This is a genomic window from Bartonella harrusi (assembly GCF_024297065.1).
GTDB lineage: Bacteria > Pseudomonadota > Alphaproteobacteria > Rhizobiales > Rhizobiaceae > Bartonella > Bartonella harrusi.
In genome coordinates this window covers 1,956,334-1,977,205 of sequence record NZ_CP101114.1, presented here as the reverse complement: position 1 = coordinate 1,977,205, position 20,872 = coordinate 1,956,334, and the positions used below count along the sequence as shown (strand labels likewise).

Here is a 20,872-nt window from a genome sequence, read left to right as displayed (position 1 = left end):
ATTTAATACGTTAAATTATGCTTATCGGCAGATTGTATAAAAATTGTTTGATGAACAACATATGTATTGATGGATGGCAAATGAAGCACAGAGTTTTTGAATGGTAATCTATTGTCTTTAGAAAATAACAATGGTTTGTACTTTTCGAGTGTGTATATTTCATAGAATTTTCACTAATATGCGAATCAAGAATTTTTTCTTTTGTTAAGATATGTGTTTTGCTAGTGATTTCTTTTCTTTACTGTAAAAGACATCTTTTTTAAGAATAAAGAAAAAATGATCACAAGAAATAAATTGCATGCAATAAAACTTTGTGTCTGGTTTGGTTTTCTTTAGGTTTGTTTATCGCCAATTTCTTCTTTGTTATAAAAGCGTGAAAGGTTCACCAGAGCAAAATAAGTAGAAGAGAAAATTTATTTTAAAGAGTTATAAAAAAGACGCAACAAATTGCTGCGTCTGTTATTATTTGCATAATTTTCTTCAGAAAAGATACTTACTTAAACTATCTTCGATTTAGAAAAAATCGGATCATAAAAGACTTCAGAGAGCTTTCTATCCTTGAAAAATAACACCACATCCACTGTAGTGTAGAGCACTATCTTTATCATTTCTATATCAAATTGACGACCAACCTCTGATCTTTTGATCAATGTAGCGCACCGCTCGAATGTCTGCAAAGCATTGTTGGCATGCGTTGTTGTAATTGATCCAGGGTGCCCAGTGTTCAACGAGTTGAGATATTCCCATGCCTCATTGCCACGAAGTTCCGCAAGAAAAATACGGTCAGGTGATTGACGCAAACAGGCATCTAGACACTCATCAGCTGTAACACGACCTGCACCGCTACCATAAAGCATATGCACATGATTGGGATGATTAGGAAGAAAAAGTTCATGAACATCTTCAATCGTGATAATGCGTTCTTCTACAGGTACTTTTTCAATTAAGGAGCGAGCAAATGTCGTTTTGCCCGATCCTGTTTTTCCAGCAATGATGATATTGCGTTTGTGAAGGACGCATTCTTCTAAAAATTCAAGAATATTTCTATCACGTTTGAGACCTAGGAGTTGCACTTCAAAAGGTTCCAATCGTGTAAAATCGTGTTTCGATAACAGGTTATGTGCTTCTTCTTCCGAAGGCTTGTTAAAACTTACATCGATAAAATCATCAAATACGCCTTCTCCGTTGAGTTCTTCTAACGTCTTAACGGTGAAAGAATGCTTACGAATCATAAAGGACAGTGTACCATCAATGATGGCTGGAGTTTGTATAATTGTACCGCGTTGTCCACCGGGTAAACGTACATAATTAATGCTTTGAGGAGCCATACCATTATAAACGATAAGAGCTGTGATAAGTGTCTGTAAAAAAGTAGCCGTTAATTCTGGTACGCTATGTACCTGCCATCCTGTGAAGCTTTTTGTCCACACTTCACAGGGGCGGCAGATTGATAATTCAGTAACTTTTGTATCTTCTAAAAAATGATCAAGTGGTTGCAGGAGTTGAGCAACTGCTTGATCTTTCTGTATTGAGTTAGCGTGTAACGAGGCTGTAGACATTACTAAAATCCAGATCACGAGCAACAAAAATATTCACTCTTTCACCTTGGTTTTTATAAAGTGTTGGGACAATGTTGATTGAGTTTTGAACAATATCGGTTACTACCGATTCAGCACTTTGCACACTTTGGGATTGTTTTTTTTCTTTATTATCTTGACCAGTTTTTCCTTTATTATCTTGACCAATTTTTCCTTTTACCCACTCTCCCAAATCACCAATGATACTCACCATAATTGCACCACCGAATCGTTCCCAAAAATGTTTATCAACCCAACCACCGATACCTGCTTCACCAAGAGGGCCTGTGCCTGGTGAGTCAAGATTCACGATAACACCAGAGGGCGTTTCAATACGTGACCATTGCACAAAAACACGTGATTGTCCCTGTTGTAAGCCACTTTGGTAAAAACCAACGACCTTAGAACCACGATCTAGTAAAACAACACGACCGCTTGTAGAATAAACATCGCGCGTTAAATGACATGTTGTCATTCCCGGTTGTGATGTGATGATTTTTGTTTCTAATGTACAGTCTATCTGTGTTCCCTGCGTAATCAAAAGATCACGGTTATGAAGTTGGACTGCATGGGATTGATCTAATCGTACAGGTTGTTGTAAATTGTCGAATAATGGGCCACTATTGCTATTATTTGTAGATGTACTGTTTTTTGAATTTTCTGCAGAACCTTCGCTACCACCACCATTGTTAAGACCTGAACTGAACATACGCTTGCGTGCTAATTCTTCAGAATCTTTGAGCAATTGTTGCGGAAGCGTTGTTTGAAGAAGTTTCGCCAAAGTTTGTGGAAGTTCTTCTGTTGAAGCCTCCGTTTCTGTTGGTTTTTCTATCTCCTCGACAACCTTAGGTTCTTCTATCGCTCGAGGAGTATAGCTAGGGATAATTTGCTGCACTGTTTGTTGAGGCTTTTCTTCTTCAACTTCTACAGCATTACGCATTTTTAATGCTTTCCAAGTTAAAGCAATTGGTACCGCCACTACGACAACGAGTCCTACCATTAACAATGCACGTGCACCAGGAACTGTTGGACGGCGTTCTGTACCTAATTCAGAGCTACCATACGCACCTTCAATGTGTTTTTGTTGGGGGTAGTCCAGTTCTGTAGCTTTGTTGTTCTCATCCCCTTTCTTATTATCGAACATTATTTGTCTCCTTTATTGATGCGATGAACTGCCGAAGATACTGTTCCAGTTGTGTTTGGTATACCATTGGGATCATAGGCTTCATTAAAAACAGCTAAAGCGCGTTTACCAAGACGTATAAGCCACTTAGGATTGACCTTATGAACAGCGATAATATCATTGGAATTGCCCACAACAGTACGTGGTATTAAACTTTCGTTACCTTCGCCATCCACTACGTAAATTGATGGCATATCCATGTTGGCGGGAAATTTGAAATAGGTAATACGTCCATTGTCCCAAGCGTTTATTGGGGCAATGTCTTGATTACCACTCATGGTGTAGCTCAGATTATAACCTGCCATACTTTTATGAAAAGCACGTTCGAGAGCAAGGTGTTGCTTGTGTTCCTCTAATTTTTTGGTATTTTCTTCAGGATAATGGAAAGCTAATTCATAAGTCGCTCCAGCACGGTCATTGCGAAATTGTAGTCGAAATTTGTAACTACGTTTATCCGTCACAACGATCAGGTTTGTATTGGCAAGTTCTGCTTTGGGTTTAATAAAAATATGCCGCCCTTTATGGGCAAAGGCATAGGCATCTGAGTCACCAAAAGCGTGGGTGATATATTGTTCGCCTTCTTCAAGGATAATATGTGTTGCCACGCCGAGAACGGTTTCAATTTGAACGACATCAGCTATATTATAAGTGATATAACGAATACGATGATCATATTGTGAATTAAATGGAGTTTTGAGTGCCTGTGCGGGTACTGTATAAAGAGAAACAAGTGAAGACAATAGAGTCATTAACACAATTTTTTTCATAATAATCAATCCCTTAATTGTTCAACAGTATTTCCGAGTCAGCACGGTAACTTGTTATTTGGAAACCAAGAGGATTAAGCAATCGATCAGATGATTTCATTGGTGCACCAACATAGGTGTAACCAATTGTCGCAATTTGATGTTGTTTTGGTCCAATAGTACCGGTCGTGTCATGTTGTTGTGTGGTAAAACGCACTGTTGCTTGGCCACGTCCATTTGGCTGGATTGACCTTACTTTAACTGTGATGCGCCCTTTATTGGAAAGTACTTTGTCACGCGCATTTTCACCTTCGTAGATCTTATAAAATTCCTGCTGAACAGTTGGTGCGCTTAAAAGTGCTGTCGTGTCATAGTTGAGTTGAACGGTGTCGTAGTCGTAAGTTTCACGGTTAAGCACATATTGATTAAGCCAATATCTGTCCACAACCTCACCATAACTTGTCTCATGTTCGCGCATCACAGAAATCACATCAACCGCACCAGTTGTGTTATCAACGCGTAATACTAAAGGCGTTGGAGCTGGTTGGGAAAAACCAATAACTCCACACACCATGCCAAACAACCCAAAAATACCAACGACACCTGCTACACGCCACGCTGTCTTACGTGACCTCATAAATTCATTAATAAGGTCACGTTCCAATCCTCGGCTTTCTTCGTAATAACTGTTAAGCTTTTCTGCTTTTACTGGTTTAGCTTCTTTTTTTGTCATATTGCTCCTCGCTGAATTTCATCAGGAATTGTTTTGTTAATAGGGATGCGGTTCCATTGACTTGGTTGCTTTGGCTTTGGAGCCAATCTACAAGCGGATAAAAATATTTCAATCAAAATTGTAAAAATGATTATCTTCATTTAAACACCATCTTTTTTAAATGTAATATGTAATTCTAGCATTTTTTTATCGTTATTTCAATTTTGATTATAAAATAAAAAGAGTATGTAACTTTAGAGAGTTTTTCTTTTGTTAATTTTATTTCTCTTATAGAGATATTTTGGTGGTGTTGTTGCTGTGGGATTATCCCTTCCTACTTACTCTATTTAATTTCCAGAGGTGTTCAAATGTAACACCTCTTGCCAAAGCACTCGCAATGCTTGATAGTTTGAACAACAGCATAATGGAGAGAATAGATAAGATGAGAGCACCGCCAAGTGCATAACTGACATTTTGCTTACCATCAAACTTCAGATCATTCATGTAGATTGCAAAGATATTCATCATAAAACTAAATACAGTAGCTAGGAGTATTATAAGGATTGTATAGCTTAAGATTTGAGTGATCCATTGTTCGAAAAAGCGATAGGTTGGTTGCCAGAGCAAGCTAATGATAAAGAAAGGGCCAAGACCGACAAGAAGTACAAGTGCAATTTTAGTCAGCAAAATGAATGCTCCGCCAATTGCCGTTAGAGAGCTTGTTGCAAATAAGATGAGGATACCAAAGAGACCATACAGTAATCCGTCAGCATCCAAGAAAGCAGCTTCTTCGAAAGCTTCACTTGCTCGTTTGAATCCATTCTCAGCTACTTTGTCGATCAATTTGATAAAGTCGGAATTTTGGGGTGTGGTGGGCATCAATGCGTATAACAAGTCATTGGGCATTTTTGTAATTAAATTGGCTATTTCATTTTGGTAAAGTCCTGTAGTGAGAGCAATTGAAGTAATAATACTTGCTTTGAAGCAGCGGTTGATAAATTCGCTGACTGGCATATCCACTGTGCCACGAATGACGAGCCATCCATATATAATGAAAGCTATAGTGAGACCAATTGACACAATAGGTGTAATTGTAATGATCGCTTGTGATGAAATACCTGTAATGTATGTTGCTGTTATCTGATCAATTTTATTGAAAAGTTGCGTGAACATTGTAAAGTTCATGATATTCCTCTTTAACGAATTTTTATCTTTCCATCATTTGGGGCATTGACGATTGATATATGTTATGTGCTTCATTTACATTTATACAATTTGCTACAAATATTTTTTCAAGATGTTTGAAGAATGCGTTAGATTTTTTATATTTTTCTTTGGGTTATCGGAGGGCATTTGAGTATTATATGGTGTTTTTTCATGATTAGAGAGGATACGAAAGTATAAATGTTGATTATAATTTATTGTGGTGTAGCGGTATAATTGGCATTCCTGTATTTTTACTGCTAAGAATTTGTGTATTGCGCTTGCGTTTTAGTCGGTTAATAAGTGCTTGTTCTACATTGCGCGAATGTGCGACCATTTGCAATTTTGTCGCTTCGTTTTGGATCACAGTAAGCAAACTTTTTATATGCATTTGCAATTTAGCGATATCCATTAGATTGTCTGTTTGCTCGATATTTGTTGATATTTCTGCAATTTTATGAAAACGCTTTTCTGCATTCTGAAAAGTTTGCAAAGTTATAATTTTATCAATGAGCGCTGCATATTGGATGCGTTGATCGATAAAATTACGTGCATCTGTAGATGCACGTCTATCAGTTATAGCATACATATCAAAATAATTTTCTTTTTGTATAAGTTCTGTCAATACTTTGGGAATATTTTCAGAAATTTCTGTCTGTTTATCTTTATCGTAGATGAATTCTGGTTTTTTAAGTAACATATCATTATTATCGTGTCGTATATCGTATTGCCTTTTGCTGATTTTTTGAGTTCCTGTTATAGCATCATGTATTTTTTCAGTTTTTTCGAACTGCTTCTTATTTATTTCAAGCAGTTGTTTTATTAAGGTTTGAAGAGGATCGCTGGCTGCTTGTTGTTTTTTTTCTGATGCTTTTTTTGTTTTATCTCCATTGCTGTACGAAGGTATTATTCCTGAACTCCATTTCCACATTGACGTTGACGTTGAACTTTCTTTTCCACTGTTCCATAGGAGGCTTATGTCTGGCAGTCCAACTCCTATTCCTATTGCTAGACTGGGCGTTTCAAAAAATAAACTGATTGCTGTTATAATAATCAGCTTTTTCATAGCTTTATCCTTTGTTATTATATAATTCTAGAAGAAATGGTAATTACATTACTGCGCTAGTACTGATCTTATAAATTCGTTAATGAATTCACGTTTTCAGCCTCGGCTCTCTTCGTAATAACTGTTAAGCTTTTCTGCTTTTACTGGTTTAGTTTGTTTTTTTGTCATATTGCTCCTCGCTGAATTTCAGCAGGGATTGTTTTGTTAATAGGGATACGGTTCCAATTATTTGGTTGTTTTGGCTTTGGAGCTAATCCACAAGCGGATAAAAGACTCGCAATCAAAATTATAAAAATGATTATTTTCACTTTAATAGTCCTCTTTTTCGACTGTGAAATAGACCCCTAACATTTTTTTATCATTATTTCAATTTTGATTATTAAATAAATAGCATAAAATCAACTTTTATTTTCATTTACAGAAATATTACGTTTGTAGCACGGAAATTATTCACTGCATTATAGGATTTTTTGTTATTTTCTCATATATCTGTTGCGAGAAGCGTTCTTTCCTACTGCAGGCAGCTTCCATAAATGTCCAAATGTGATGCTTTTTGCCAAAGCACTTGAATATTTGATAGGTTGAACAACAGCATAATGGAGAGAATAGATAAGCTGAGAACACCACCAAGTGTGTAACCCACATTCTGGTGACCATCGAGCTTCAGATCATTCATGTAATTTGCAAAGATACCCATCATCAGATTAAATACGGTGGCTAGGAGTATTATGAGTATTGTATAGTTTAAGATTTGAGCGATCCATTGTTCGAAAAAACGATAGGTTGGTTTCCAGAGCAAGGCAATGATAAAGAATGGACCGAGACCGGCAAGCAGCAAAAGTGTGATTTTTGCCAACATAATGAGTCCACCACCAATTGCTACTAAGAAACTTGTTGCAAGCAAAATAAGAATGCCGAAGAGACCGTAAAGAAGGCCGTCAGAATTTAAGAAAAAGCAGCTTCGTCGAAAGCTTCGCTTGCTCGCTTAAATCTTCGGTTCGGTCATATCAAGTGTGGTGATCATTTGGGGAATGGTTGATTTATGAAGTTGTTAGTGCAGATAATAAGGTACTAAATGTGCTCATTATCAAATCTGCGATTTCTACTGATAAAATCCCGAAGTTAGTGCCCTTGAGGGAATAATGCTTATCCGTAAGCAACGGCTTAAAAAGTCAGAGATAGATATATCGACTACACCGGGAATAAATCAATTGTACTGCGAATAATAAGCCATCTATATACAATGAAAGTAATACTAAGACCGATTGAGACAACAGGTGTCATTATAACGATCATTTTTAATGAAATATCCGTAATATATGTATTTGTTATTGTATTAATTTAAGTGGTGTAAATGTTCTAAAGTGCAGAGTGCTTTTCTGTCATGAATTTTCACTTTTCCATTGTTTTGAAATATTGGTGTATGGTGTTGTTTTTTGCATTCATGTTATTCACAAAAAATATTTTTGGGACTTAAGGCGATCAAATTTTTATATGTTTTTTTAGTTGGTTGGGATTGCTCTAAGCATTACACACTTATTTTTCATTAGAGTAAATTTATGGTATGAGCTTGTTATAAAGAGCTTATTCTGTTTTTGTAGCTTTTATATATTGTACTTTTACCGTTGGTATTTGTTTGTTGTTACGGTTTGAAATTCTTGCATTGCGTTTATATTTTTGCTGGTGGACCAGTGTTTGTTCTGTGTCACGCCAAAGTGCAACCATTTGCAATTTAGTAATCTCATTTTGGATTACTGCAAGTGTACCTTCAACATACATATTTAATTCGTTTATCTTTTTAATATCATGCGCCTGTTCCGTGTCAATTAAGGCTTTTTTTTGATGTACATAAAACGGTTTTCTTCTTCATCAAAAATTTGCAAGCTCAAAGCTTTATCTACAACTGCTGTATATTGGCTGCGGTCTTCAATAAGTGCACGTACTACAGGAATTGAAAAAAGGTTAAGATTTTACTCCAGTGGGCCGTTACACTTTTTTCTATTTTAGAAACATGCGAATTTATTGAAGAGCTTTTTATATCAAACCTATCTTTATTTAGATGGAGTGTGGATTTTTAAAATAAAGAGTATCTGCATTTTTTGTTTGCATAATATAAAATTGACGAGAACGCGTTATAGAATGGTATGTTTTGTTTATAGTCTTTAAGTTGTTTTTTACTATTTCAAGCTGTTCTTTTGCTAAAGAAACAAGAGTATCTTTTGTTTTGCCTATCGCATTACATCTTTTAGAGAAGGAGAGTTGTTCTTCTCTGATTTCTAAGAATTTTCCTGAGAGCAAGAATTTTCATAAGAATCGGATCTTCCCGATCTATAAACCATAAAATTTGTGCTCTGTATTTCAGAAATGATTGTTATTGCTACTGAAATAATAGTTTTTTTATGTTTCTTTTCTCTTTTAGTCATGTTAGATACCCTAACATATCTCTACTATAATTTCAATTTTGATTATAAATTATGTAATTTTTAATCGTTTTTATTTTCTATATCAATAATATCTTATAAGTGGTTGGATTTTGATTATCTGATTAGTGAGAGAGAAAGTATTTCCTATTCTATGTAATTTAGAAGTGTTAAAATATGACGTATTTTTCCAGTTAATATACTTGAAGTATAGTTTAGAAATAGCACGATGAAAGTATTGGAAAGGGTAAAATCTTCTTTCTAAGTGTATATAATTTGCGTTTTTGCACATGTCGTTTATACTTTCTGTTAACTATTTATAGATTAACGCAGTGCGTATGATCGTCTTGTCATAAGACTGAGTACAGTTATTAAAAGAACCTACAGTGAAATACAATAAATGAGTTGCTGTGAAGTTTTTATCGTGTAAATCGTATAGTGGGCATTGCTTTATTTTCACTGTTTAAGATTTTCATGTTACGTTTTTGTTTTTGCTGCTTGATAAGAGTTTGTTCTGCATCGCGTGAATGGGCGACCATCTGCAATTTTGTTGTTTCGTTTTCGATCATGGCTAGAATTCCTTTTATGCGTGCTTGTAGTTCTGCAATGCCTTTTAAGTCAGCTGTTGCATTTATTTTTTCTACGAGTCCAGAGATTTGCTTAAAACGATTTTCTGTTTCCTGAAAAGTTTGTAAACTTACAGCTTTATCAATAACTGCTGCATTCTGAATGCGTTTTTTGATAGAGTTGCGCGACTCACGAACAGTTGTAGATATTTCTTCTTCTTGCAAAATATCTTTGAATGATACGGATGTCGTTGGATGGTTATTTATCTTGTAGATTAATTGTGGATCTTTAAGAAAAAAGCTGCCTAAATCTGTTTGCATAGTCTTAAAATTTTCAGCGGTAAAATTCCGATTACCTGTTATAAATTGATTTGTTTTTTTTGTTTGTTCAAGCTGCTCTTTATTTTGCTCAAGTTTTTGTTTTGTTAAATCAATGAGTTCTGTAAGAAGTTTTGGTATAGGAGACGGCTTAACTATAGGAGGTTTTGGGGGAGTTGGAGGTGTTGGTTTCTTTGGGGAGCTAAACCAATAAAAAAAATTAGGGAAATAACGTGTTTGCGTTAAACTTGGAGTTACAGAAATTACTACCATTGTTATTGCTGTTATTGTGGTGATTATTTTTTTCATATTATACCTCACTGAGTTTCGGCAGGGAGGGTTTTGTTAATAGGCACACGGTTCCAATTATTGGGTTGCTTTGGTTTTGGAGCCAATCCGCAAGCGGATAAAAAACTCGCAATCAAAAGTATAAAACTGATCACTTTCATTTTATAATACCCCTCTCTTTAATTTAAATATATACCTCTAACACTTTTTTATCTTTATTTCAATTTTGATTATAAAATAAAACGTATGCTTTGTGATTGTTTTTAGTCATGAAAATATTAACTGTAACGTAGGTATTTGTTACTATGTTATAGGGGTTTTTGTTATTTTCTTATATATCTGTCACGGAAAGCATTATTTCCTACGCTATTTAATCTCCAGAGGTGTCCAAATGTAACACCTCTTGCCAAGGCACTCGCAATGCTTGATAGTTTGAACAACAGCATAATGGAGAGAATAGATAAGATGAGAACACCACCAAGTGCATAACTGACATTCTGGTGACCATCAAATTGCAAATCATTCATGTAATTTGCAAAGATGCTCATCATAAGTTTAAATACAGTAGCCAAAAGTGTAATAAGAACTGTGTAGTTTAAGATCTGAGCGATCCATTGTTCGAAAAAGTGATAGGTTGGTTGCCAAAGTAAGGCAATGATAAAGAACGGTCCAAGACCGATGAGAAGTATAAGTGCGATTTTTGCTAACAAAATGAATCCACCGCCAATTGCGGCTAAGAAACTTGTTGCAAGTAAGATGAGAATGCCGAAGAGACCGTACAGAAGCCCCTCAGAATTTAAGAAAGCAGCTTCTTCGAAAGCTTCGCTTGCTCGCTTAAACCCATTTTCGGCCACTTTGTTTATCAATTCGATAAAGTCGGCATTTTGGGGTGCGGTGGGCATCAATGCATGTAACAAGTCATTGGGCATTTTTGTAATTAAATTGGCTATTTCATTTTGGTAAAGCCCTGCAGTGAGAGCAATTGAAGTAATAATGCTCACTCTCAAACAATGGTTAATAAATTCAACGATGGGCATATCTACAGTGCCCCGGATGATGAGCCATCCATATGTGATGAAAGCTATAGTGAGCCCAATTGACACAATGGGTGTAATTGCAATGATTGCTTTTGATGAAATATCTGTAACGTATGTTGCTGTTACCTGATCAATTTTATTGAAAAGCTGCGTGAACATTACAAAATCCATGATATTCCCCTTTAACAAATTTCTGTTTTTCCATCACTTAGGACATTGATGCATGCTGTGTGTTTATTCGTATTTATACAATCCATTTAACTAAGCATTTGTCTTTGGAATCGTTTTTAGGTAGATTAAATTTTTTTGCGTTCTCTAGAATTTTAAAGAGACCACTAGATACTATGCGAAATCTTTATTTCTAAGATGAAAAACGATCAATGGCATAAATGTTTGTTATAGATAGTTTATCGTATAAATCGTATAGTGGGCATTGCTTTATTTTCACTGTTTAAGATTTTCATGTTACGTTTTTGTTTTTGCTGCTTGATAAGAGTTTGTTCTGCATTGCGTGAATAGGCAACCATCTGTAATTTTGTTGCTTCATTTTTGATCATGGCGAGCATTCCTTTTATGCCTGCTTGTAGTTCTGCAATGCCTTTTAAGTCAGTTGTTGTATCTATTTTTTTTAGGAGTCCAGAGATTTGCTTAAAACGATTTTCTGTTTCCTGAAAAGTTTGTAAACTTACAGCTTTATCAATAACTGCTGCATATTGGGTGCGTTTTTTGATAGAGTTGCGCGATTCACGAACAGTTATAGGTATTTCTTCTTCTTGCAAAATACCTTTGAGTGATGCGGATATAGTTGGATGGTTATTTATCTTGTAGATTAATTGTGGATCTTTAAGAAAAAAGCTGCCTAAATCTGTTTGCATAGTCTTAAAATTTTCAGCGGCAAAATTCCGATTACCTGTTATAAATTGATTTGTTTTTTTTGTTTGCTCAAGCTGCTCTTTATTTTGCTCAAGTCTTTGTTTTGTTAAATCAATGAGTTCTGTAAGAAGTTTTTGTGTAAGAGACGGTATAACTATAGGAGGTTTTGGAGGTGTTTTTTTGGGGGGAGAATTTTTCTTAAAAAAACTACCAGGCAAAGCAGGAACTCCTGCTTTTAAATCTGCAGATCCTGCTCCCCACAAAAATATTGCGAAACTTGGAGTTACAGAAATTACTACCATTGTTATTGCTGTTATTGTGGTGATTATTTTTTTCATATTATACCTCACTGAGTTTCGGCAGGGAGGGTTTTGTTAATAGGCACACGGTTCCAATTATTGGGTTGCTTTGGTTTTGGAGCCAATCCGCAAGCGGATAAAAAACTCGCAATCAAAAGTATAAAACTGATCACTTTCATTTTATAATACCCCTCTCTTTAATTTAAATATATACCTCTAACACTTTTTTATCTTTATTTCAATTTTGATTATAAAATAAAACGTATGCTTTGTGATTGTTTTTAGTCATGAAAATATTAACTGTAACGTAGGTATTTGTTACTATGTTATAGGGGTTTTTGTTATTTTCTTATATATCTGTCACGGAAAGCATTATTTCCTACGCTATTTAATCTCCAGAGGTGTCCAAATGTAACACCTCTTGCCAAGGCACTCGCAATGCTTGATAGTTTGAACAACAGCATAATGGAGAGAATAGATAAGATGAGAACACCACCAAGTGCATAACTGACATTCTGGTGACCATCAAATTGCAAATCATTCATGTAATTTGCAAAGATGCTCATCATAAGTTTAAATACAGTAGCCAAAAGTGTAATAAGAACTGTGTAGTTTAAGATCTGAGCGATCCATTGTTCGAAAAAGTGATAGGTTGGTTGCCAAAGTAAGGCAATGATAAAGAACGGTCCAAGACCGATGAGAAGTATAAGTGCGATTTTTGCTAACAAAATGAATCCACCGCCAATTGCGGCTAAGAAACTTGTTGCAAGTAAGATGAGAATGCCGAAGAGACCGTACAGAAGCCCCTCAGAATTTAAGAAAGCAGCTTCTTCGAAAGCTTCGCTTGCTCGCTTAAACCCATTTTCGGCCACTTTGTTTATCAATTCGATAAAGTCGGCATTTTGGGGTGCGGTGGGCATCAATGCATGTAACAAGTCATTGGGCATTTTTGTAATTAAATTGGCTATTTCATTTTGGTAAAGCCCTGCAGTGAGAGCAATTGAAGTAATAATGCTCACTCTCAAACAATGGTTAATAAATTCAACGATGGGCATATCTACAGTGCCCCGGATGATGAGCCATCCATATGTGATGAAAGCTATAGTGAGCCCAATTGACACAATGGGTGTAATTGCAATGATTGCTTTTGATGAAATATCTGTAACGTATGTTGCTGTTACCTGATCAATTTTATTGAAAAGCTGCGTGAACATTACAAAATCCATGATATTCCCCTTTAACAAATTTCTGTTTTTCCATCACTTAGGACATTGATGCATGCTGTGTGTTTATTCGTATTTATACAATCCATTTAACTAAGCATTTGTCTTTGGAATCGTTTTTAGGTAGATTAAATTTTTTTGCGTTCTCTAGAATTTTAAAGAGACCACTAGATACTATGCGAAATCTTTATTTCTAAGATGAAAAACGATCAATGGCATAAATGTTTGTTATAGATAGTTTATCGTATAAATCGTATAGTGGGCATTGCTTTATTTTCACTGTTTAAGATTTTCATGTTACGTTTTTGTTTTTGCTGCTTGATAAGAGTTTGTTCTGCATTGCGTGAATAGGCAACCATCTGTAATTTTGTTGCTTCGTTTTGGATCATGGCGAGCATTCCTTTTATGTGTGCCTGTAGTTCTGCAATGTCTTTTAAGTCAGTTGTTGCATTTATTTTTTTTAGGAGTCCAGAGATTTGCTTAAAACGATTTTCTGTTTCCTGAAAAGTTTGTAAACTTACAGCTTTATCAATAACTGCTGCATATTGGGTGCGTTTTTTGATAGAGTTGCGCGATTCACGAACAGTTGTAGATATTTCTTCTTCTTGCAAAATACCTTTGAGTGATGCGGATATAGTTGGATGGTTATTTATCTTGTAGATTAATTGTGGATCTTTAAGAAAAAAGCTGCCTAAATCTGTTTGCATAGTCTTAAAATTTTCAGCGGCAAAATTCCGATTACCTGTTATAAATTGATTTGTTTTTTTTGTTTGTTCAAGCTGCTCTTTATTCAGTGGAGGCTCTTGTTTTGTTAAATCAACAAGATTCATAAGACGTACTGGTTTTATATTAAGCATTACTGTTCTACTATTACCCGTTTTATTATTATCCAGATATGCATTTTTTCTAAACCAATAAAGTTCTGCTGTAGAATTTGAAGTTCCAAAAATTACTACTATCATTACTGTAAGAATTATTTTTTTCATGTTCCCCTTCGATCAGTTTTTATATGTTGTAAAAAAATTGGCAACCATACTGCCGGGTCATCGCCTACTTTAGCGATAATGTTTTCGGCCAACTCTGCGTTGTCAGGGGTACCTGATAACACCAAAAGCTCGTCACTAAAGTCACGCGTAATGGTTTTTCCATCAATTTTTACGTGGAATTTGCCGAGATTTAGCTCTGCAAGTGCAGATTGGTCACCCTGCTTGATGAGAAACTGCCGACTAAACTCACCAAGTCCTTTGATCAATTCAAATTCAGCATCTGTCAGTTTAAAGCCTTCTGTATAATCTTCATAATTTGCTTTGGGATTGGCTAGAAAAATGTAAGTTGCACACTGCTGAATAAGCGTTTTGGCGATATTACTTTCTAGGGCATCACCAGGTTCTTGTGTTGCGTAAACAAAAATACCATTTTGTTTACGGATCGTCTTTTGTTTGTTTTTTGCCAAATCTTCAAAATACGGATCTTGTAAAGGTTTCCAAAACTCATCGAAGATATACATAAATCGCTGCCCGCTAATCATTCCTTCCGTGCGGTAAAGCAAATACATCATAACTGGGGTACGGGTTTCTGGATTATCTAAGAATTCGGTAATATCAAAACCGTAAATTTGATGTGTCGAGAGATCAAGCGCATCATTGGGATTATCAAATAACCATCCATAATCACCGCCTTCACACCATTTTATTAAGCGAGCGTGTACTGATGGATGTGCTTTATAATCGCTCTGATGCGGATTTGGTAAGAACTGTATCAAAAAAGACAAACGACGCAGCGATCTATCGATGTTATTGCTCATAATAGATGTGACAGCTTGGTTAATTTCCTCTTCATCGTGGTGTGTGACTTCACCACCAGCTTCTGCTAATTTTTTAACAAATTGTTTGAGAAAAATCAGATTATCTTGTGTGGGGGGAAGTTGAAATGGGTTGAAACCGCTTGCTTTACCAGCTTTAAATGATAGATATCGACCTCCCATCGCTCGGATAGCAATTTCCATGCCACGATCTTTATCAAAAACAACAGTCGTTGGTTTGAATTTTTGTGCTTGTGCTAACAGAAATCCAAGAAGAACAGTTTTACCAGAACCAGATTGCCCAATGAGTGCGGTATTTCCAAGCAACCGTTTGTCTGTTGAATCTTCTTCAAGTGTGGAGGCATGAAAATTGAAATAAAGCGGTGTTTTACTTGTTGTTTTAAGAATTGTAACTGCTGGTCCCCATGGGTTTCCCGTCGGTTTACCCGACATAAAATTGTGAAAGGATGAGAATGACAGAAAGTTTAGTGATGTAATCGGCGCAGGACGTGGCCGCCATTTCCAATTTGCTGGAAGTTGTGCCCAATAACCAGCCTCTATGGCTAAATCGACAGGTTTGGGTAGTACGGCAACGTCTAACAAGGCGGCACTTGCTTTTGCCATATGGTCACGAACTTGTTGAACTGTGTCACCATAGATGGTTAATGTACAATGATGCTCACCCATAACAAAATGTCCACTGACAAGCTGATTCAGTGCTTCGTCAATTTGCTCAATTTGGCTCGTTGCTACATCTCGTGCATCGATAAGATTACGCTGATGCCGCTGTAAATAATCCTTGGCAGCATGTCGTGAGAGCACAGAAAAACTTTGGGTTAACACGAATTCGAAATCACTTTCCAGCAAAACATTCAGTTGACCTGGTCTCGTCGTTATATCATATTCCTTAATTTCCACCATACCAAATCGGCGCATTCCACTGGCGGTACGCAATTCACCAAGAGCTCCCCATTTTGAGAAAAAAGGTCGATTGATAGACATGTAGTCGGCAAAACGATCGTAGCAGACCGGCATAGGGCGGTATTCGCCATTAACAAGCATGGCGAGAAATTCGAGCGCTGAAGAGTAAGCGCGTCCATTTTTTTATAAGCACCAAGAAGTTCTGCTCCGTAACGTTTTAGTGACTGACCTAAGGTGTTGTTAATATCATTGAGAGCTTTGATACATGCTTCCTGCCGCATCCTTTTTTGATCAAGCGTTTCACGTTCATGCTGGGAAAAAAATGACATAACTTTATCAGCTATCGGTTGGAAAACAACAGTCAAATACAGATCATTGACCATCAAATTATAACCCGTAAAGCTTTGCTGGTATTTTTCATCAAGCTGATAGCAAAACATTTGATCAAAGGTTGAATCGGGATATTCGTAAACGCGTCGGCGTACAATATGAGTCCATAGTGACAAATTCGCTGATGCAATACCGCGCAAAGTATTGTTGAGCTCTTTTACCCACTGAAAAATATCTTCCTCCGAAGCACTTTGATGCGAACGTCCATCAATCTTCCAGATTGATAAATATTCTGCATTTTTCGTAGAGATGATCGTATCTGTAATGTGATGGGAATAGGGTATGAACAGACTTACTGGCGTCTCTGAAGCGAGACGCTTGCTGCTTTCAACAGCGGTCATATTTATCTCCTTTTGCGGTAATTAGAGGGACTGTAACTTGAGGCGCCCCAAAAGTCTTTGTTACGGTTGCGAAATTTGGTATCAATCCACAACCACCAGATACGGAATGCTTTATCATCATTCTTGGTAATTTGCACCATAATGAACCATAACGGCGGTGCAATTAACCACAAAAAGATATTTACTGTCATAGCAACAGTAGCGACACCTGTAACCATAACAATAAGTGGCATCATGGGCACACCCCAAATTGTTGGAACACGGGTTGCGCCCTTAAATAAAGGAAATGCTTCATGTTTTTTCAGTTTCATGCGTTGCTCCGGTTAGTTGATGTAAAACAAGAGACTGCTAATATAAAACGCTGCGCTTGCCATGATAACACTGAATGACCATCGTATGAACGTAGCTTTTGAGATGATGCGAAACAAATAAATAAGTAACAGTAATAAAAGAAGAACAGCACCAACAATGGGAATAACCATACTTAACCCATATTGCATACCTATAAAAATATCTATGGACCTGTTTTTTGTTTGACTATATGCAACTTGAGTCATTAAAAGCATTATTGGTATTATAACAAGAGTATGAATCCTTTTGCTCATTTTTGCTTGAAGAATATTTAATTGTTCCATATTTTTTATCCTTATTATGACTGAAATCGCCATAAGTAATATCCCCTTTGTAATATAAGCAGAATTTTAAAAACACATCTAAACCAATTGATATGTTTTTTAAAATATCATGCATCGTGCCAATTTCATAATTGGCTTCACTTACCTGTAAACAACAGGGTAGCAATTTGGGTTGCTGAACCAGCAATGATGACACCAATCGCCCATCGTACAAATGTATCTTTTTCGATATAGCGCCCTGCATAGCCAATTGCTAAACATAAAAGAATAACAGCAGCAGCAAGAGGAATAATTTTATCAATGAGTTCAGCCTTTAGTTTTTCTAAAGCATTCTTAGCATTTTTTAGCTCTGCATATGCAGGGTGAGACATACAAAATACCGTTATAGACGCGAAGATTACAACAAATCTGTTGCTATTTTTTAATTGAAAATTATTGAACTGTTTCATGTTTTACTCTTAAGGATCTTATATTCTCAACGCAAGTGAAACTATCGGTAATTTTTCACATTTTGTATTATTATTTATTGCAATAAACACACTATGACTTAAACAACATCGTGGCAATTTCAGCTGCTGAACCAGCGATGACAACGCCAATTGCCCATCGTACAAATGTATCTTTTTCGATATAGCGCCCTGCATAACCAATTGCTAAACATAAAAGGATAACAGCAGCAGCAAGAGGAATAATTTTATCAATGAGATCTTTTTTTAGAGCTTCTAAAGCTTTTTGTGCTTTGTCTAGAGTTGCTTGTTGAGCATATACAGGATTGCTTATAAAAAATACAGTTATAGTTGCAGCAATTATGTTTGTTATATCATTACTCTTTAATTGGAAATTCAGTAATCGTTTCATATTGTTTAACCTAATAGATTATGTTGACATGAAAATAATCTTCTCTGTAAGAGAAGAAAAACTCCTCTTGATATGCATGAAGTCACGAATCTTCAAGCGCTTCTTTGCATGAAAAGAACCTTTCTTGTTTCAATAAATTTATGCAGCACCCGTAAATAACAACTTAGCAATTTCAACTGCTGAACCTGCGATAACAACGCCAATTGCCCATCGTACAAATGTATCTTTTTCAATATAGCGTCCCGCATAGCCAATTGCTAAGCATAACAGTATAACAGCAGCACCAATAGGAATAATTATATCTAATTGCTTCTTGAATTCATCCAGAGCTTTTTTTGCATTGTTTAAACCCGCTGCTTGGGCATGCGCAGAATGTGTTATAAAAAACGCACTTGTTGCCGCAACAATTGCGTTAGATCTCTTACTTATTGCTGTTTGAAGAGTATTTAACTGTTTCATATTATTTGCCTTTATTTAGAGTGTTGTTAGCGCAAATAGCTTTTTGTTTCTTGTTATAAGTAATAGTTTATATTGACATGGAAAAAATCATTGAAATCTTTATTTTTTGAATAAAAAGAGTATTCCATAGCACACAACTTTATGATTTATTTTCATTATGCTACTTTGAATAACATATTAGCAATTTCGGCTGCAGAACCAGCGATGACCACACCAATTGCCCATCGTACAAATGTATCTTTTTCAATATAGCGTCCTGCATAGCCAATTGCTAAGCACAAAAGGATGACAGCGGCAGCAACAGGGATAATTTTACCCAATTCTTCTTGGAACTTTTCTAGAACTGTTTTTGCATTATTTAAATTTTGGGCTTGAGCATATAAAGGATGTACCATCAAAAATACAGTGACAGCCGCGGCAGTCGCAATGCTTCTATTACGAACTATTGTTAGAAGAGTATTTGTTTGTTTCATGTTTTTCGTCCTGATTAAGTTCAAAATTACCATAAAAAACACCTCTTTCATGAAGAAATTTAAAGAGATATTTTGGATCAGCCCAAGTTCTTAATTTCCCTCTTTGTGTAAGAAGCGTATACTTATTTGGTTTTCCGGTTATCGGATCATCTGCAACAAATGTGAAATACCACTCTCTTTCTGAACGCATCACAATTGTAATCTCACGTGCTGCCTTTTGACTGAATGCGATATCAACACTGTTTTGCTCTATCATTTTCATTATTTGTGCCCTCAATTAGAAAAAATTTCATATAATCTTCCAATTTAGAGCTTTAATATCCCTTTATCTACCTTTCATTACTATATCTTATCAAAATTATAGTCCTAATTCATAAATGCGATGACTGTGTTACTCCTGTTGCCTTTCTAATGAAGAAAGACCTTCTTCTACAAAAGCATCACGCACACCGCTTGCTTTATGTGTAAATACATCTGCTAATTCTTCTGAGGGAGGAGGAAGTGCATCTGTGTTAATATGCTGCTCTTGCTTCCTTGTATGAAGCTTTGCAGATTCTTGCGATTCTTCACTTATAAGTACCGAAGCTTCTCCTTCGACATAGAAGGCAGTTTTTGGGATATAAGTACCAGTAAAGCCACTTCTGAAATTTTCCAAGTTATAAAAATTGATCACGGATTGTAATTCAGTTCGTTCAGAATTGTACTTTGATGTTTTCTGCTCATAGCTATGCGTTAAAGCAGTTCGTACAACTTTAAGATCTTTGCATGGATAAAAGACATCAGAGAAAGAAACACCAAGCCATTTCAAATTTCGAACATTAAATTGTCCCCAATTTATGTCAAAATTATGCCTATTTTGTTCAAGGCATTCAGATGTTTTGATCGCTTCTTTCAATGTAGAGAATTTATAGGATAATGTATAATGATCACGCATATTTATTGCACGAATGTCATCTTTAGATTCTTGCATAGCAACAGTTAAAAATGTTGGGGGATGTACAGTAGATGCGCACACAGCAGCAAGTGTCATGAAATTTTGAAGAGTCATAAGCAGCACACCCGATGATACAAAATCTTATTGATGTGAATTCCATGTGACTTTTCTGATTGTTGCCACATCATATTTGTATAGATTTGCGAAGTGAAATTGTTTAGTTTAAAATACGCTTTGTAACTGTAAATCTTACTTCTTTTGAGAAGATTTTTAATACAAGATAATATCCAATTCATGATATAAATTTGTGATGTAAAGTTGTACACATTCCACCAGAAAGCATTACGGTTATTCTGTTTACCGAAAGAGAGCTTTTGCCAAAACAATAACCCTTTTGGGGGAATTATTGAGGCTAATTTTGCAGTATTTCCTGATTGTTTAAAACTTTTTGAGGAATAATAATATGAAGGAGTAAAGCGATGTATGTAAAAAAAGCCCTGCTTGTTAGGATAAATCGTATTATCATTACAGGCAGAGGACTTGCCCTTT

Annotated in this window: 24 protein-coding genes and 2 pseudogenes; all 26 read right to left on the bottom strand. The window is 35.9% G+C overall.

Annotation, left to right across the window (positions count from 1 at the left end):
• Nucleotides 1-497 precede the first annotated feature (497 nt).
• A complete protein-coding gene (virB11, locus tag NMK50_RS09345) occupies nt 498-1,559 on the bottom strand; it encodes a P-type DNA transfer ATPase VirB11 (protein ID WP_254770223.1) in 1,062 nt (353 codons plus the stop codon).
• The gene (gene virB10 / locus NMK50_RS09340; protein ID WP_254770222.1) at nt 1,534-2,721 is read right to left on the bottom strand and encodes a type IV secretion system protein VirB10; all 1,188 of its coding nucleotides are present in this window, start codon (nt 2,719-2,721) and stop codon (nt 1,534-1,536) included. The genes virB11 and virB10 overlap by 26 nt, the downstream gene beginning before the upstream one ends.
• Complete coding sequence (virB9, locus tag NMK50_RS09335; protein WP_254770221.1) at nt 2,721-3,527, bottom strand: P-type conjugative transfer protein VirB9; 807 nt, start codon at nt 3,525-3,527, stop codon at nt 2,721-2,723. The genes virB10 and virB9 overlap by 1 nt, the downstream gene beginning before the upstream one ends.
• A 13-nt stretch (nt 3,528-3,540) precedes the next feature.
• Complete coding sequence (locus NMK50_RS09330) at nt 3,541-4,239, bottom strand: VirB8 family type IV secretion system protein (protein WP_254770220.1); 699 nt, start codon at nt 4,237-4,239, stop codon at nt 3,541-3,543.
• The gene (locus NMK50_RS09325) at nt 4,236-4,379 is read right to left on the bottom strand and encodes a TrwH protein (RefSeq protein WP_254770219.1); all 144 of its coding nucleotides are present in this window, start codon (nt 4,377-4,379) and stop codon (nt 4,236-4,238) included. The genes NMK50_RS09330 and NMK50_RS09325 overlap by 4 nt, the downstream gene beginning before the upstream one ends.
• 163 nt (nt 4,380-4,542) lie before the next feature.
• Nucleotides 4,543-5,403, bottom strand: coding sequence for a TrbL/VirB6 family protein (locus NMK50_RS09320; protein WP_254770218.1), 861 nt, complete (start codon nt 5,401-5,403; stop codon nt 4,543-4,545).
• 226 nt (nt 5,404-5,629) lie between these two features.
• Nucleotides 5,630-6,487: a TrbJ/VirB5 family protein gene (locus tag NMK50_RS09315; RefSeq protein ID WP_254770217.1), complete on the bottom strand. Its 858-nt coding sequence runs from the start codon at nt 6,485-6,487 to the stop codon at nt 5,630-5,632.
• 164 nt (nt 6,488-6,651) lie between these two features.
• On the bottom strand, nt 6,652-6,795 hold the full coding sequence (locus tag NMK50_RS09310; RefSeq protein ID WP_254770216.1) for a TrwH protein: 144 nt from the start codon (nt 6,793-6,795) through the stop codon (nt 6,652-6,654).
• 165 nt (nt 6,796-6,960) lie between these two features.
• Nucleotides 6,961-7,828, bottom strand: a pseudogene (locus tag NMK50_RS10665) (TrbL/VirB6 family protein).
• Between the two features lie 243 nt (nt 7,829-8,071).
• On the bottom strand, nt 8,072-8,266 hold the full coding sequence (locus tag NMK50_RS09300) for a hypothetical protein (RefSeq protein ID WP_254770215.1): 195 nt from the start codon (nt 8,264-8,266) through the stop codon (nt 8,072-8,074).
• A gap of 1,060 nt (nt 8,267-9,326) precedes the next feature.
• Nucleotides 9,327-10,100, bottom strand: a complete 774-nt coding sequence (locus tag NMK50_RS09295) for a TrbJ/VirB5 family protein (protein ID WP_254770214.1) — start codon at nt 10,098-10,100, stop codon at nt 9,327-9,329.
• Between the two features lie 8 nt (nt 10,101-10,108).
• Entirely contained in the window at nt 10,109-10,240 is a 132-nt protein-coding gene (locus tag NMK50_RS09290; protein ID WP_254770212.1) for a TrwH protein, read from the bottom strand.
• Nucleotides 10,241-10,402: 162 nt separating this feature from the next.
• Nucleotides 10,403-11,287 carry a TrbL/VirB6 family protein gene (locus NMK50_RS09285; RefSeq protein ID WP_254770211.1) on the bottom strand — a complete coding sequence of 295 codons (885 nt, stop codon included), beginning with the start codon at nt 11,285-11,287 and terminating at the stop codon, nt 10,403-10,405.
• Nucleotides 11,288-11,523: 236 nt separating this feature from the next.
• Nucleotides 11,524-12,327 carry a TrbJ/VirB5 family protein gene (locus tag NMK50_RS09280; RefSeq protein ID WP_254770213.1) on the bottom strand — a complete coding sequence of 268 codons (804 nt, stop codon included), beginning with the start codon at nt 12,325-12,327 and terminating at the stop codon, nt 11,524-11,526.
• A gap of 8 nt (nt 12,328-12,335) precedes the next feature.
• Complete coding sequence (locus tag NMK50_RS09275; protein WP_254770212.1) at nt 12,336-12,467, bottom strand: TrwH protein; 132 nt, start codon at nt 12,465-12,467, stop codon at nt 12,336-12,338.
• Between the two features lie 162 nt (nt 12,468-12,629).
• Entirely contained in the window at nt 12,630-13,514 is an 885-nt protein-coding gene (locus tag NMK50_RS09270) for a TrbL/VirB6 family protein (protein ID WP_254770211.1), read from the bottom strand.
• A 236-nt stretch (nt 13,515-13,750) separates the two neighbouring features.
• A complete protein-coding gene (locus NMK50_RS09265; protein WP_254770210.1) occupies nt 13,751-14,497 on the bottom strand; it encodes a TrbJ/VirB5 family protein in 747 nt (248 codons plus the stop codon).
• Nucleotides 14,494-16,964 (bottom strand): annotated as a pseudogene (locus tag NMK50_RS09260) (VirB4 family type IV secretion/conjugal transfer ATPase). Before NMK50_RS09260 ends, NMK50_RS09265 begins: the two are co-directional and overlap by 4 nt.
• Nucleotides 16,965-16,966: 2 nt before the next feature.
• Nucleotides 16,967-17,275, bottom strand: a complete 309-nt coding sequence (locus tag NMK50_RS09255; protein WP_254770209.1) for a VirB3 family type IV secretion system protein — start codon at nt 17,273-17,275, stop codon at nt 16,967-16,969.
• Between the two features lie 12 nt (nt 17,276-17,287).
• Nucleotides 17,288-17,599 carry a conjugal transfer protein gene (locus NMK50_RS10660; protein ID WP_254771235.1) on the bottom strand — a complete coding sequence of 104 codons (312 nt, stop codon included), beginning with the start codon at nt 17,597-17,599 and terminating at the stop codon, nt 17,288-17,290.
• Nucleotides 17,600-17,736: 137 nt separating this feature from the next.
• Nucleotides 17,737-18,048, bottom strand: coding sequence for a VirB2 family type IV secretion system major pilin TrwL (gene trwL, locus NMK50_RS09245; RefSeq protein WP_254770208.1), 312 nt, complete (start codon nt 18,046-18,048; stop codon nt 17,737-17,739).
• Nucleotides 18,049-18,139: 91 nt separating this feature from the next.
• Nucleotides 18,140-18,457 carry a VirB2 family type IV secretion system major pilin TrwL gene (trwL, locus tag NMK50_RS09240; RefSeq protein ID WP_254770207.1) on the bottom strand — a complete coding sequence of 106 codons (318 nt, stop codon included), beginning with the start codon at nt 18,455-18,457 and terminating at the stop codon, nt 18,140-18,142.
• Between the two features lie 138 nt (nt 18,458-18,595).
• Entirely contained in the window at nt 18,596-18,916 is a 321-nt protein-coding gene (trwL, locus tag NMK50_RS09235) for a VirB2 family type IV secretion system major pilin TrwL (protein ID WP_254770206.1), read from the bottom strand.
• Between the two features lie 155 nt (nt 18,917-19,071).
• The gene (gene trwL / locus NMK50_RS09230) at nt 19,072-19,389 is read right to left on the bottom strand and encodes a VirB2 family type IV secretion system major pilin TrwL (RefSeq protein ID WP_254770205.1); all 318 of its coding nucleotides are present in this window, start codon (nt 19,387-19,389) and stop codon (nt 19,072-19,074) included.
• On the bottom strand, nt 19,352-19,651 hold the full coding sequence (gene korA / locus NMK50_RS09225; RefSeq protein WP_254770204.1) for a KorA family transcriptional regulator: 300 nt from the start codon (nt 19,649-19,651) through the stop codon (nt 19,352-19,354). Before korA ends, trwL (NMK50_RS09230) begins: the two co-directional genes overlap by 38 nt.
• 129 nt (nt 19,652-19,780) lie before the next feature.
• On the bottom strand, nt 19,781-20,437 hold the full coding sequence (locus NMK50_RS09220) for a lysozyme family protein (RefSeq protein WP_254770203.1): 657 nt from the start codon (nt 20,435-20,437) through the stop codon (nt 19,781-19,783).
• Nucleotides 20,438-20,872: the final 435 nt, after the last annotated feature.

Bases quoted from the DNA above. Each gene is read 5' to 3' on its own strand.
- virB11 (WP_254770223.1), bottom strand. From the start codon at position 1,559: ATGTCTACAGCCTCGTTACACGCTAACTCAATACAGAAAGATCAAGCA.
- virB10 (WP_254770222.1), bottom strand. From the start codon at position 2,721: ATGTTCGATAATAAGAAAGGGGATGAGAACAACAAAGCTACAGAACTG.
- virB9 (WP_254770221.1), bottom strand. From the start codon at position 3,527: ATGAAAAAAATTGTGTTAATGACTCTATTGTCTTCACTTGTTTCTCTT.
- NMK50_RS09330 (WP_254770220.1), bottom strand. From the start codon at position 4,239: ATGACAAAAAAAGAAGCTAAACCAGTAAAAGCAGAAAAGCTTAACAGT.
- NMK50_RS09325 (WP_254770219.1), bottom strand. From the start codon at position 4,379: ATGAAGATAATCATTTTTACAATTTTGATTGAAATATTTTTATCCGCT.
- NMK50_RS09320 (WP_254770218.1), bottom strand. From the start codon at position 5,403: ATGAACTTTACAATGTTCACGCAACTTTTCAATAAAATTGATCAGATA.
- NMK50_RS09315 (WP_254770217.1), bottom strand. From the start codon at position 6,487: ATGAAAAAGCTGATTATTATAACAGCAATCAGTTTATTTTTTGAAACG.
- NMK50_RS09300 (WP_254770215.1), bottom strand. From the start codon at position 8,266: ATGTATGTTGAAGGTACACTTGCAGTAATCCAAAATGAGATTACTAAA.
- NMK50_RS09295 (WP_254770214.1), bottom strand. From the start codon at position 10,100: ATGAAAAAAATAATCACCACAATAACAGCAATAACAATGGTAGTAATT.
- NMK50_RS09290 (WP_254770212.1), bottom strand. From the start codon at position 10,240: ATGAAAGTGATCAGTTTTATACTTTTGATTGCGAGTTTTTTATCCGCT.
- NMK50_RS09285 (WP_254770211.1), bottom strand. From the start codon at position 11,287: ATGGATTTTGTAATGTTCACGCAGCTTTTCAATAAAATTGATCAGGTA.
- NMK50_RS09280 (WP_254770213.1), bottom strand. From the start codon at position 12,327: ATGAAAAAAATAATCACCACAATAACAGCAATAACAATGGTAGTAATT.
- NMK50_RS09275 (WP_254770212.1), bottom strand. From the start codon at position 12,467: ATGAAAGTGATCAGTTTTATACTTTTGATTGCGAGTTTTTTATCCGCT.
- NMK50_RS09270 (WP_254770211.1), bottom strand. From the start codon at position 13,514: ATGGATTTTGTAATGTTCACGCAGCTTTTCAATAAAATTGATCAGGTA.
- NMK50_RS09265 (WP_254770210.1), bottom strand. From the start codon at position 14,497: ATGAAAAAAATAATTCTTACAGTAATGATAGTAGTAATTTTTGGAACT.
- NMK50_RS09255 (WP_254770209.1), bottom strand. From the start codon at position 17,275: ATGAAACTGAAAAAACATGAAGCATTTCCTTTATTTAAGGGCGCAACC.
- NMK50_RS10660 (WP_254771235.1), bottom strand. From the start codon at position 17,599: ATGGAACAATTAAATATTCTTCAAGCAAAAATGAGCAAAAGGATTCAT.
- trwL (WP_254770208.1), bottom strand. From the start codon at position 18,048: ATGAAACAGTTCAATAATTTTCAATTAAAAAATAGCAACAGATTTGTT.
- trwL (WP_254770207.1), bottom strand. From the start codon at position 18,457: ATGAAACGATTACTGAATTTCCAATTAAAGAGTAATGATATAACAAAC.
- trwL (WP_254770206.1), bottom strand. From the start codon at position 18,916: ATGAAACAGTTAAATACTCTTCAAACAGCAATAAGTAAGAGATCTAAC.
- trwL (WP_254770205.1), bottom strand. From the start codon at position 19,389: ATGAAACAAACAAATACTCTTCTAACAATAGTTCGTAATAGAAGCATT.
- korA (WP_254770204.1), bottom strand. From the start codon at position 19,651: ATGAAAATGATAGAGCAAAACAGTGTTGATATCGCATTCAGTCAAAAG.
- NMK50_RS09220 (WP_254770203.1), bottom strand. From the start codon at position 20,437: ATGACTCTTCAAAATTTCATGACACTTGCTGCTGTGTGCGCATCTACT.